Annotated in this window: 14 protein-coding genes; 2 read left to right on the forward strand and 12 right to left on the reverse strand. The window is 33.9% G+C overall.

The features are described from left to right. The first annotated feature begins 119 nt into the window (after positions 1 to 119). Positions 120 to 1,454, forward strand: coding sequence for a GntP family permease (locus ABW637_RS12670; RefSeq protein WP_367585068.1), 1,335 nt, complete (start codon positions 120 to 122; stop codon positions 1,452 to 1,454). Between the two features lie 131 nt (positions 1,455 to 1,585). On the opposite strand, the gene ABW637_RS12675 is transcribed toward ABW637_RS12670, so the two are convergent. From ABW637_RS12675 to ABW637_RS12730, 12 genes are all read right to left on the reverse strand, one after another. Next, positions 1,586 to 2,539, reverse strand: coding sequence for a bifunctional helix-turn-helix transcriptional regulator/GNAT family N-acetyltransferase (locus ABW637_RS12675; protein WP_367585069.1), 954 nt, complete (start codon positions 2,537 to 2,539; stop codon positions 1,586 to 1,588). 141 nt (positions 2,540 to 2,680) lie between these two features. Then, positions 2,681 to 3,508, reverse strand: a complete 828-nt coding sequence (locus ABW637_RS12680) for an OmpA family protein (RefSeq protein ID WP_367585070.1) — start codon at positions 3,506 to 3,508, stop codon at positions 2,681 to 2,683. A gap of 68 nt (positions 3,509 to 3,576) precedes the next feature. After that, positions 3,577 to 4,011: a hypothetical protein gene (locus tag ABW637_RS12685; protein WP_367585071.1), complete on the reverse strand. Its 435-nt coding sequence runs from the start codon at positions 4,009 to 4,011 to the stop codon at positions 3,577 to 3,579. Between the two features lie 203 nt (positions 4,012 to 4,214). Next, on the reverse strand, positions 4,215 to 4,958 hold the full coding sequence (locus tag ABW637_RS12690; protein ID WP_367585072.1) for a PepSY domain-containing protein: 744 nt from the start codon (positions 4,956 to 4,958) through the stop codon (positions 4,215 to 4,217). Between the two features lie 35 nt (positions 4,959 to 4,993). Further along, complete coding sequence (locus ABW637_RS12695) at positions 4,994 to 6,253, reverse strand: PepSY-associated TM helix domain-containing protein (protein ID WP_367585073.1); 1,260 nt, start codon at positions 6,251 to 6,253, stop codon at positions 4,994 to 4,996. Positions 6,254 to 6,325: 72 nt separating this feature from the next. Further along, on the reverse strand, positions 6,326 to 8,440 hold the full coding sequence (locus ABW637_RS12700; RefSeq protein WP_367585074.1) for a TonB-dependent receptor domain-containing protein: 2,115 nt from the start codon (positions 8,438 to 8,440) through the stop codon (positions 6,326 to 6,328). A 118-nt stretch (positions 8,441 to 8,558) separates the two neighbouring features. Beyond that, positions 8,559 to 8,885, reverse strand: coding sequence for a hypothetical protein (locus ABW637_RS12705; RefSeq protein WP_367585075.1), 327 nt, complete (start codon positions 8,883 to 8,885; stop codon positions 8,559 to 8,561). A gap of 234 nt (positions 8,886 to 9,119) precedes the next feature. Next, positions 9,120 to 9,572, reverse strand: coding sequence for a GNAT family N-acetyltransferase (locus ABW637_RS12710; RefSeq protein ID WP_367585076.1), 453 nt, complete (start codon positions 9,570 to 9,572; stop codon positions 9,120 to 9,122). Between the two features lie 13 nt (positions 9,573 to 9,585). Then, positions 9,586 to 9,996, reverse strand: coding sequence for a hypothetical protein (locus ABW637_RS12715; RefSeq protein WP_367585077.1), 411 nt, complete (start codon positions 9,994 to 9,996; stop codon positions 9,586 to 9,588). A gap of 6 nt (positions 9,997 to 10,002) precedes the next feature. Then, positions 10,003 to 10,452 (reverse strand): PaaI family thioesterase, encoded by a 450-nt coding sequence (locus ABW637_RS12720; protein WP_367585078.1) that lies wholly within the window; start codon positions 10,450 to 10,452, stop codon positions 10,003 to 10,005. Then, on the reverse strand, positions 10,449 to 11,072 hold the full coding sequence (locus tag ABW637_RS12725; protein WP_367585079.1) for a trimeric intracellular cation channel family protein: 624 nt from the start codon (positions 11,070 to 11,072) through the stop codon (positions 10,449 to 10,451). Before ABW637_RS12725 ends, ABW637_RS12720 begins: the two co-directional genes overlap by 4 nt. 61 nt (positions 11,073 to 11,133) lie before the next feature. Further along, positions 11,134 to 11,511: a nuclear transport factor 2 family protein gene (locus ABW637_RS12730; RefSeq protein ID WP_367585080.1), complete on the reverse strand. Its 378-nt coding sequence runs from the start codon at positions 11,509 to 11,511 to the stop codon at positions 11,134 to 11,136. Positions 11,512 to 11,684: 173 nt separating this feature from the next. Here ABW637_RS12730 and trxB point away from each other — a divergent pair, with 173 nt between their 5' ends. Beyond that, complete coding sequence (gene trxB / locus ABW637_RS12735) at positions 11,685 to 12,653, forward strand: thioredoxin-disulfide reductase (RefSeq protein WP_367585081.1); 969 nt, start codon at positions 11,685 to 11,687, stop codon at positions 12,651 to 12,653. Positions 12,654 to 12,704: the final 51 nt, after the last annotated feature.

The raw sequence follows: 12,704 nt of genomic DNA on the forward strand, positions 1-12,704 counted from the left end.
GTGAATTTAGTGCAAATATTTGGATCTGTTTTATATTTGGTACGGTAGACTTAGTTATGAACAGCATTAAAACATTATGGCTATAGAATTAAGAAGAAATAATTCTTAATTTAGCAGGTATGATCACTGGACCATCTTTACTACTTCTAATATTAGCATCGATAGTCTTGATTATACTTCTGACTGCTAAATTCAAACTTCATCCATTTCTGGCATTAATTATAGCTTGTTTTTTTCTTGGGATTACGGTGAGAATTCCTTTACCCGAACTTATAAAATCTATGGAAAAAGGTTTTGGAGGTATCATGAGCTACATTGGGATGATTGTAATTTTTGGTAGTGTGATTGGAGTGTTTTTAGAAAAATCGGGTGGTGCCATGAAAATTGCACAGCGTATTATTAAACTCACAGGTGAAAAGAAGACAATTCCAGCTATTTCATTGATTGGGGCAGTTGTAAGTGTTCCTGTTTTTTGTGATAGCGGATTTATTTTGCTTTCTGGATTAGCAAATAAACTAAGTAAATTAAGTCATACGAGTAAGGCTAGTTTAAACCTGGCATTAGCTACAGGATTGTATACTACACATACTTTGGTGCCTCCTACGCCTGGTCCGATCGCCGCAGCAGGAAATATAGGAGCCTCAGGTTATTTAGGAACGATTATTTTATTGGGTATATGCTTTAGCATTCCCGTATTATTCATCACCCAATTACTTTCTAAAAGGTTGGGGAAACATATTGTTACTAAAGAAGTGCATAATGAAATAGAGGAGGACGATCTTACTATAATGCCTTCTTTAAAAAATGCTCTGATCCCTTTGTTACTTCCAATTTTGTTAATTGCATTAGGTACAATATTTCGTTTTACCGGAATTGAAACGCCGTGGTTAAATTTTTTAAGTGCGCCTGTGGTAGCGATTTTTATAGGCGCAATTGTTGCGATGTTATTGTTACGCCCCAGGAATAAGAACGAATATTCGGATTGGTTTTTGGAAGCAATTAAAGTGTCTGGGCCGATACTAATTATTACCGCTGCAGGGGGTGCATTTGGTGGTGTATTAAAGGCAACTCCCCTTTCTGAATATGTATCACTATGGATGACTTCTGGAGATTCTAATGATGTTTTGATTCTAATTCTAATTTTTATAATAGCTGCTGTCTTAAAATCGGCCCAAGGTTCTTCAACCAGTGCAATGGTTATTACTTCTTCGCTTCTAGCCCCATTGATCCCGGCGTTGGGTTGGGACTCTGCCATTCAATTTGCATTGGCAGTTTTGGTCATTGGAGGAGGAGCTATGACAGTATCTCACTTTAATGATAGCTATTTTTGGGTGGTTTCTCAGTTTAGCGGAATGAGCGCTAAAGACACGAACAGATCTTTTACTTTAATTACTGGGATACAGGGAGTATTGGTGTTAACCCTTTCTATTTTGATTTGGCTTTTTGTTATATAACTGCAAATAATTATTTATTAAGAATTAAGCTATAGTTCGGCATGAAAGAACTGAAATAAACATGTAAACAAATCCATTATGAATGGGTTTTTGAAATTCAATTCCTTTTCATGCCGAGTTTATAGCCTTTTTTATTTTAAAGTTAATTCCATTTGAATATTACACCGCTCATAAGGAGTCGAACGCCCAATGACTTTTTTGAAACCAAGTTTGTGATATAAATTTATGGCCGGTTTTAAAACTGTATTACTCTCTAGGTATATGTTTTTTGCGCCTAAAGATTTTGCTTTTTCTATGACAGCTTTACCTAATAACCTACCTATTCCTTTTCCTTTTGCGATAGGGGAGACAGCCATTTTTGCAAGCTCAAAATCATAATTCGGATCATTCATTTTTATTAATGCACATACTCCAACCGGTTCATTATCGTATAGTGCGATCAAGATGTATCCGCCTTTATCCAAAATGTGCTTTTTTGGGTGATCTAATGCCTTTCGATCGGCCTCTTCCATTTTGAAGTAGGTAGTTATCCATTCTTCATTTAAACGCTTAAAAAATTCTTGATGCTTTAATTCATAAGGGACAATCCTCACTTTTTCCGACTCTCGTTGTTTCTTATTCTCTTTAACACGCTGAAGAATTGATTTTTGATCCAATAAAAATTCAAATTCTTCCATCGCACTCCATAAATTATTTCTGCTTTGATTTAGAATTTCTTCTACGGCTTTTTTTACATCAATATATTGTTCTTCAATTCGGACGGCTAATATTTTTCCTTGATCAGAAAGTTGAATGTTGTTTTTTCTTTTATCATTTTTATCCTGTTTTTCATTTGCGATTCCTGCTTTGATCATTTCACGCACTATTTTGCTAACAGAAGGATGGGAGTGACCTATATCATCGGCGATTTCTGTAATTGATCTTTCATTAGTCTGCGACAAAATATAAAAAACCGGAAACCATTTTGGTTTTAAACCTACATCATACATTGGGTAAATTTTAGCTGCGTCTTCGGCAACTTTGTCGCTAAGCATTCTTAACCTGGTACCTATCGCAATACTGCCTATATCATCAAAGAAATTCATATACAAATATAACTACGTAATTGGTTACGTAAATATAAAAATTTTATGTCATTTTTCAAAATTCACCCTATAAATCACTAAAAATACAAACAAAAAAATCCGATCGTTTAGGATCGGATTTTTATAAGGTTGTTGATGTTTTTATTTTTTGGCTCCGTTTTTCATGTTTTCTTTTACCAAAGCATAAAACTCATCAAATTTGGCATCAATTATAATTCTTGTTGCAGTTTCTATGCTTTGAGATCCATATTCACTTTTTCCTAAGACATTCATTCTCTTTGGATCTACTTTAAAATCATTTTGCAAAGTTCTCACCACAGCAGCGGCTTGTTTTGCACTAAGGTCCCAGTTATCACTGATGCTCTTATCTTTAATATTTAAAGCATTGCTATTTCCTTCGACAATGATTTTTAAGTCGGGTTTTGCATTTAAAGCATTTGCTATTTTTCCTAATAAGGCTTTAGCTTTGTCATCAATAGTATAACTTTTATCACTCTCTCCAAATAGTAAGGTGTTTGCCAATGTTATAAGAACACTTCCGTTTTTTAATGCAATAGTATTAGCTTGGTCTCCAAGTGCATTCTTTAAAACTTTTAAAGTTTCTAATTTTGTAGCATCACTTTGACCAATGGCATCATTAATGGTCTTAAGTTGTTTATCTTTTTCCTGAAGACTTTCTAATGAAGATTCTAAATTTTGAGCTTTCTTTTTAGAAAGTTCGGTAAAATTCCCCATGTTGGCTAAAAGCGATGCATTGGTTTCTTTTAAGTCTTTAACCTGGGCTTGTATCGTTTCTACCTGGGTAAGTGTAGCTTTTTCTTTTTTCCGAGAATCATTTAATTCTCCTTTGGCTACTTTTAACTCTTTTCTTAGTTTATCTATTTCGTCTAAAAGATCTTTTTTTTTCTGAGAATATACAGATGAACTTGTGATCAATAGAACAGAGGCTAATAAAATAATTTTTTTCATCGGTTTGAATATGATTTGTTGCAGCTGCTAAAGTAAAACTTTTTTACAAATAACAAAGTAACAGTACGCTATGACTTTTCTAATAGCTTTTTAGCATTTTTAATACTTGAATTGATTTGATCTTTTAATTGATGTACTTTAACTTTTTCTTCCTGTAGTAGTTTCATTTGTGAAGATAGCTTTTCTGCACTCATTTTACTGTCTTCATTTTCATGCGGAAAAGTGTCGCTAAAATCACTCATCCACTTCATCATAAAGTCATACGAATCCTTTAGATCTTGTTGCGCTTTAGCATGAGTTTTTCCTACGGCTGTAGTGTCGATTTTTGGATCCAGATACTTGATTAAGGTGCTTACTTCTCCCATTTTAGGCATCACTTCATCATGTACATCGATCACTTCTTGCATTAATGTGTCAAATTTTTGTTCTTCTCCAGTAAGCTGATTGCAAGATGCACATATCAGCAATATCAGAGATACTGAATATAAAAACGATAATTTCATAATTTAAAAATTTTAAAGTTGTATAGTGCGGGTAATTTTATTTCAAAGATATTACTTTTCCTTCTCTTGCTAAAGCTTTGCAGCATTATATAGTTTTAGGGTTTTTGCTTATTTTCCGATCTGTTAAAATACGTTGATATTAATGAAAATTGATACAAATAGTGCCAATATAAGTTAAAATATAGGCGCTATATGAAGTTTAGCTATTCTATAAGTTTCTTTTTTTTATTTAGTGTTTTTGAAGTCAGTATATAAAGTGTAAACCCAGAAAGAATAGTAAAAATTCCAAAGAGAGAAAAAGCACGTAGAAGTATATTATTAAAATTATCACGCTCTTGATAATCCATAGTGTGTAACATCCACAAAAAATCGAATATCCGCCATTGATTATTTCTAAAAGTTTGGACATTGCCATACTCTTTTGATATATACACAGTGGTATTGGCGGGTTGATCAAAAGTAATAGCATAAGCCGGAAGAGGACGTCGGCGATATTCGTGATGATTTCCAGTCTCGGTTATATATTCAATAGCATTGATTTTAGCATTTATGTTTAACTTTTTTTCGGCTATTTTAATGGCTTCTTCTTTGCTAATAGCGTGTCTTAACTTTCCGTTTTTTGCATTGATAAGTAGCGCTTTCTTTTTTCCTTCAGAAAGAAACTGTATACGATACACTGGTTTTTCTAAGATAGAAGTTAGTTCTAATGAAATGAGATCATCATTTTTATTAAGTAGTGTTGTTAAAAATACTTCTGGAGAAACGTATGCAAAATCTTTAGGAATACAAGGAGCTTCATTTTTTAGATGATCACCTCTAATCTCATCAATGGTAGTCCAACTAAAGTAAAGCCCTCCTATTGTCCATAATAAAAACTGGATTCCCAGAACAACACCAAGATATCGATGCCATTTACGAGTTAATTGTATTACTTTTCTTTTTTTCATTTTGATTTCGTATTGAAAAAAATTAAACCACTTTATTAGCTCGAAATAGCTACTTTTCTTTTCTCTTTTATATTTCTTATATAATCAAAGATAAGTATCACTAATAGACTAGCCCCAAATAAAGGAAATATAAGAGCAAGGATACCTATTATAGCGATTATACCATACCCTACTTTAAACGTTATCGGTACTTTTGGTACTCCCCAACTGCCTTTACGTTTTCTAAGCACATACGATATTAAAGCCGAAATGCTCATTATGGCTAAAATTATAGCTGTAAAGAACATTAACCACCAGTTCCAGGCACCAAACTCGCCTTGATGAAAAGCCATTACCCACATTCTTGCCCGCATGAGTATCCCAACATTCTGCCAATCATTAAATTGGAGTTGTTTTCCTGTATATTGATCAAAATGAATTTTCTTTTGAGAACCTAGATCACTTGGGTTAAAATTAGATACACTAAACACTCCTTTAGGGCCTTTTGGAAAATGAAGCGTTACTATACCCGTAAGGTTTAAAGTTCCGGCTACATCAACCATTTGGTCTAATGTTAGTGCATTTTCTTTTGGTTGAGATTGTAGTTGTCGACTATCCCAGGTCGCTGGAAAACCTGTATTTGTTATTTTTTGAAGTTGTTTGAAATTCGACCCCACCACATCGGTCCAAGGAAAACCTCCTGCTAGAATAAGAATTAATAAGCCTGAAACCCAAAATCCTGTTATAGCATGTAAGTCTCTAAATAATACTCTTTTACCCTCGCGTACTCTTGGTATAAAAAAACCTTTTAAGCTCCAGCCTCTCGATGGCCACCAGACATATAGGCCTGTAAGAATTAAAACTACCATCCAGCTTGCAATTAACTCTATGATTTTGGTTCCAAATTTTCCCATCAATAGTTCACCATGAAGCTTCCGGATTTTAAACATATCGGTTTTACTACTAACAATCTTTCCTGAAACTTTTCCAGAATACGGATTCACAAATACGCTGCTTTTTCCACCAAAACGCCCTGAAACAAATTCTGTAGCTTGATTTGCTTTGGTGGTTAAGATGACGGCATTAGGTTTTTTAACTGCATTTGTATTGGCAATTTGCCATTGTTGCTGTAAAGAAATTGGAGCCCCTTGTACCACAACTTCTTTAATGTGTTGTTGTCTGGGAGCCTCATAATCGGCTTTAAAAAGGTAGATTGCTCCCGTTATTGAAAGTATGAGTATAAATGGAAGCGAGATAACCCCCGCTATAAAATGCCATTTCCACAGCCACTTATTTAGTTTTTCGTTTTTTTTCATTTCTTTATTTGCATTAAGCCTCACAGGCATAAAGTATTGAATGTACTGCAAACCTGTGAGGTTTGTTTTTTATTAGAAATTATACTTTGCTCCAAAGTGAAATGCTATTGGGTTACCGATTGTGAAGCTATTTTCTCCTCTAAATCGATTAAATGAAGCCCGTGCTGCATACAGTTCATCAAAAATATTAAGTGCATGACCCCATACTTCAAAACTTTTAAAACTTACATTGGCTCTTACATTAAAAACATTGTGCCCATTATAGGTTGCGGTATCAAAGGTTCCATCTTCGTTATCTATTTGTCCTTCGAAACTAGTGTTGTATTCTCCTACTAATTCATGCTCTGCAGTAATGCTGAAACCAAAATCATCTTTAAAATTTTTCTGATAAGTAATTAAGGATGTGCCTAATAAATTAGGGGCCGTTTCTCTGTCTGTATTAGAATAATCAACTCCTCGTTCAAAAAACTCTACATATCGGTGCTGCGCATAGCTCCCATTATGAGTGATAGATAATTCTTTAATAGGAAACCAAGTGATGCCATACTCTACACCATAAGATCTAGTTTTACCTGCATTAGTGTTGAAGAAATTATCATCTACATCCCTTAGTGTAATTAACGTATTTTCTCCTTCGAGAAGATATACAGCTGCATCTAACTTTAGTTTTGAGGACATCGTAAAGTATCCACCTAGTTCATAATTATGGTAACGACTGGGTTTGATTCCGCGCAACTCATTTCGATTACGATATAGTGTAGAAACTTGAGGAGGAGTAAACCCTTGCGAGTAGTTTGTATACACACCAGCCTTAGTATTAAAATTATAATTGATGCCAAGCTTTGGTGTTAGATTATTGAAATTATCAATCGAATCATCAACTCCTACAGTCCCATTGGCCAGGTTATCATAATCGTATTCAAAACCATCATAACGAAGCGCTGCGGTAACTTTAAGCGCATCAATTGGAGATATTTCATATTGGAAAAAAGAGGCGTAATTAAAAATATTGGCTTCATAATTAAGAATGAAATCTCCTGTGTTAATGGTAAAGTCAAGATTTCTTCCAGTTTCTGGATCTACTATAATGTCGGTTGTTTCTGCCACATAATCCTGTGGAGAATAATCTGTTGTAGCTCCTACAATCAAAGAAGAATTTGCAAAGTTAAAATCTAATTTATGCTGAATTAAACCCACAAAACTTTTAAACTGATTAGAATTAACTTCTCCAGATCCAAAACCGGTTAATTGTCCTTGATCTCTAAATTGACGAACCCTATATGACGGATTTTGATCCATTCGATTATTTCTAACGATTACATTGAATGACGTTTTGTTCTGATCATTCCACGATTTGTCTAAGGTAGTTCTGGTTCTAAATGAAATAGCCTCTCTTTCGGTAAAAGTCTGGTCACTCTCATAATTTCCACTGGTATAATCAGTTTCGCTTAATGAACCACTCATGTCTGATCGATAATCTACAATGTCAAAAACGGTTGTCCATTTTGTAGTGGTATTTATATCATATACTGTTTTAAAGGTAACCGCGGTTTTTTCATAGTCACTATGTTCTATAGGACCATCTTCGCGCTGCACATAATGTCCGCCTAGATAGAAACCAAATTTTTCGCTGGTTTGATCCGAAACTTCAAATTCATAACGCTTTAATCCTAAATCATTAGCCTGAAAGCCAACGCTACCGCTTAGTTTCTCTGTAGGGTTTTTGGTAATGAAATTGAAACTTCCGCCAATTGATTCGCTGCCATAAATACTTGATGCGGGTCCTTTTAATACTTCTATACGACCAAAAGAAGTATCATTCATTTCTAATAATGCATTGTGATTAAATACCGAAGTAGGTCTAATTTGTAATCCATCTTCTAGATATAAAAACAAAGCTTTTGTTGAGATAGGAGAGCGTACCGCCATAAAGTGTTGCTCATTACTAGCAGCTCTTGAGGTTGACATAAATACTCCTGGAACCTGGTTAACTAATTGATCTATACCAAAAGCTTTTGTTTTTTCAATAGTTTTTGCATTAATAGTTGCAATAGATCCTGGCACTTCAGAACGTTTTTGGATTTCTCTACTTGCAGATGTGACTAGAACTTCTTCTAAGTCTATTGATTCTTGACCATAACTGGTCCAACTCGTATATAGTAATACGAGTATAATAAATTTCTTCATTGTTATTGGTTTATAGGTTTTAAGAAAAGAGTGTAGGTGTAACACTCTACAAAAATGTTAATAAATGATTGCTTCAAGTCAGAAATTGACTTGAAAATAATAATAAGTGTATATGGTATTACATGTACTGAGGAGGGTGGTCGATAGTGTTAGAAATCTCTAGTACTTGTAGATGATGAGATTTCCAGTTATGTGTTATATTATAGTTGGTAATGATATTTTTTAATTGAAAAGTGTTTTCCTGAAAAAATAAAGGGATAAAAGCTTCTGTAATAATAATGGTTTCAGATTTTTCTGATGAAGATGGTTTATTGGCAGTCTTCATTTGTGTCATTAGATAACACTTTCCGTTACAATTTAATCTTGGTCGCTCTTTATTAACACAATATTTTTCTACGATAGTATCAATATTGAGTTGATAATACAAAACAGTGCTAATTTCCATAGCCGGGCGTATGGCAAAAGAGGCAAACAGCAATATGGAGAAAACAACTCTTATCAAGTAATGATAATTTTCGTGCAAAAGTACTAAATTTGATTATTCTTTTATACTAAAGAATGAATAAGGAGGTGTTAAAAAATGGGATTTATTTCTTAATTAATGTAGCCTATTATACAATGTTATACTATGTATTGAAAAGGAAAATTAATTTTTGATTGAAGATATCGGGAGTCAATTTTAGAAATGAAGCTTCATACCCTCGTGAGAAGCTTTAAACCCTAGTTTTTGATAAAATCTGATAGTTTCTGAGCGTTTTTTATCTGTGGTAAGTTGCAGTACGTGTGCACCTTTTTGTTTTGCGCGTTCTATTACCCATTCAAACATTTTTTGCCCAATACCTTGACCTCTTTGATCTTCTCTAATTCTAACAGCTTCAATTTGAGCTCGTATTCCTCCTTGGTACGTTAAATATTGAATAAAAGTAAGTTGTAGTGTTCCTATAATTTCCTGGTTATCACTTTCTGCTACAATTAATTCCTGATTAGGGTCTGTATTTATATTTTTGAAAGCTTCAAGATATTGTTTTGGTAGTGGATCTTGATAGTTTTCTCTTGTTATACCCAATTCATCATTAGCAATCATTTGTATAATAATTGAAACATCATCCAGGGTAGCTTTTCTGTACTTCATATACATTTTGATGTTAAAAAGGCAGTAAATCTGGTTCGATATATTGTTTTTGTGCTTTTTCAGAATTGAAAATATCAATACTATAATGATACCCCAGTAATTCTTTAAAGTTGTATTTAAGCCTAGGAAACTCGTTAATAAAATCCTGAAAACTGGTTGATCTTGATTTTTGCATAAAATGATGTACTGCTTTTATAGCTGCGATAGTAATAGTTTTATTGAATTTATCGGGATCATCATGTTTAGTAGCAAATTTTAGGATCTGATTTGGAATCGATATGCAAGCAGTATTCACGTCATATTCGTTAATGTTAACCCAGGCCAGACGTAAATGGGCTTCATGAGTAAAAAGAGTAGGAGTTAAAGTGCAGTTTGCAAATTCTTTAAGAAATTTTGAATCGGTGAGTTTTCTGTGTTCTTCCATTTCAAATCATTTTTTATCAGGACTATTTTTAAGTTCAATTAATGTTAATTGTGCAGTTGCACATAACTTTTCCTTTCCATTTTTTATTATGTACACATCAGATTTACAAATGGTCAATGTTCTTCCGTTTTTTATCACATTAGATTTTCCGATTAGTAATTCTCCATCTCCGGGAGTCATTAAGTTAATTTTAAACTCTACGGTTAATACAGAAGAGCTTTCTTCCATCAATGAAAAACCAGCATAACCAGCTGCATTGTCTGCTATTGTACTTATTACACCCGCATGAAAAAAACCATGCTGTTGCGTAAGATTTGAATGATAAGGAACCTGAATTTCGCAATAACCAGGTCGAACATCTACTAATTCTGCTTTAATCAATTTCATGAATTGCTGGCGCTCAAAGCTTTCTTCTACTTTTTTTTTGTAGTTGTCCGATTTAGGTTCAAATTTCATTTAATAATTTGATTTTTGACAAAGAATGATGGTAGTGATACCTTGTATTTTACTACAAGTAATCTAATGATAATAATAAAAAGGGTAGTAGAGAAGTATATTATGTTTTGATTAACACTAAAAGAATGTAATACCATAAAACAAATTCCTCCGGCTATCGAAGCGGTGGCATAGATCTCCTTTCTGAAAATTACTGGAATCTCATTACATAAAATATCCCGCACTACTCCTCCAAAACACCCTGTCATTGCTCCTAAAGCAACAGAAACTATAGGCTCTAAGTTAGCTTGAATACCTGTTTCTACCCCAATAATCGTAAAAATACCTAATCCGATAGTATCGAATAAGAAAAGAGATTTCTTAAGATAATTTAATTTGTTTCTGAAGATAATGGATAGGGTAGTAACTCCACCAATTAGATATAAATTCGTGGTGTTTTGCATCCAGGAAACAGGTGTGCTTCCTATTAATATATCCCGTATTGTCCCCCCACCAATCGCGGTTACAAAAGCAATGATAAAAATACCAAAAAGATCAAGTCTTCGTTTCATTGCGCTCAATGCTCCCGAAATTGCAAAGGCGGCTGTTCCTAAAATATCTAATACATCAAAAAATGTCATAATTGTATAGAAAAAAGATGAGTTCAGTGCGTTTTAATGTTTTGTTATCAGGTTTTTTGCGTTAATACATTTTATTAGGATTCGCTGAATCTTTAGGAATATGCTGAATTGAATCCCAGTGTTCACAAATTTTTCCATCTTCATCAAACCTAAAAAAGTCCATTGTAACATATTCATCATTTCCAGGCCATATTTGATGCGTATGAAGTGCTACTAAATTTCCTTCGGCAATAGATCTAACAAATTCAATTGATTTATCAGGATATTCTTTTTGCATTCTTTCAAAATAATCGATAAACCCCTTTGTTCCATCTGCAACATCAGGATTATGCTGAATATATTCTTTACCAACAAATTGCTTTACAGCATCTTTAGGATTTCCTTCATAAGCAGCTTTGTAAAATGCGATTGCATTTTTCTTATTTTCTTTTAAATTCATATACGACAGTTTTAGTTGCAAATGACTTTTATATAGATGTAAATGTAATAGTATTGAGTTGTAAGAAAAAATTCAATAATTGAAGTTTATGGGTTAATAACAATTCTTAATAACTTTAATGTAAGGTTTATCGTCAAATTGCTACTTTTACATCAGATAAAAACGAAATGACTATGTCTGACACAATAGAAAGAATTAAATGCCTTATTATAGGCTCAGGACCTGCAGGATATACTGCGGCAATATATGCAGCTAGAGCTGATCTTAAACCTGTTATGTATACAGGGATGGAGCCTGGGGGACAATTGACAACGACTACCGAGGTGGATAATTTCCCCGGTTACCCGGAAGGGATTGATGGCCCAACAATGATGGTGCAACTACAACAACAAGCAGAACGTTTTGGTACAGAAGTGCGTATCGGAATGGCAACTGCAGTTGATTTTAGTACCGAAGTAGGAGGGATTCATAAAATTACCATTGATGGTACAACACAGATTGAAGCCGAATCTGTAATTATTTCTACAGGAGCGACAGCTAAATATTTAGGAATTCCTAGTGAGCAAAAATTAAGAGGTGGTGGTGTATCTGCATGTGCTGTTTGTGATGGTTTCTTTTATAAAAATCAAGATGTGGCTATAGTTGGAGCAGGGGATACTGCTGCAGAAGAAGCGACTTATTTGGCAAATATATGTTCTAGTGTTACGATGTTAGTGCGTAAAGATTATATGAGAGCTTCTAAAGCCATGCAACATCGAGTAAATAATACTCCAAATCTTAAAGTATTATATAATACTGAGGTTGATGAAGTATTGGGAGAGCAGGTTGTAGAAGGATTACGAATGGTAAATAACCAAACTGGAGAGAAATCTGAAATCGAAATTACAGGATTGTTTATTGCAATTGGGCATAAACCTAATACAGATATCTTTAAAGGACAGGTTGATATGGATGATACAGGATATATCATTACCGAAGGTAAATCTACCAAAACCAATATACCAGGTGTATTTGCTTCTGGAGATGTACAGGATAAAGAGTACAGACAAGCAGTGACTGCGGCAGGAACAGGGTGTATGGCAGCATTAGATGCAGAACGCTATCTGGCAACAGTAGAGACTAGCGAAGAAGTTTCTGCATAAATACAAATAGAATAAGAATTAAAAAAAGGCGTCTTACTTATCATATGTAAG

Origin of the sequence: Aquimarina penaris (genome assembly GCF_040786285.1) — a bacterium.
GTDB lineage: Bacteria > Bacteroidota > Bacteroidia > Flavobacteriales > Flavobacteriaceae > Aquimarina.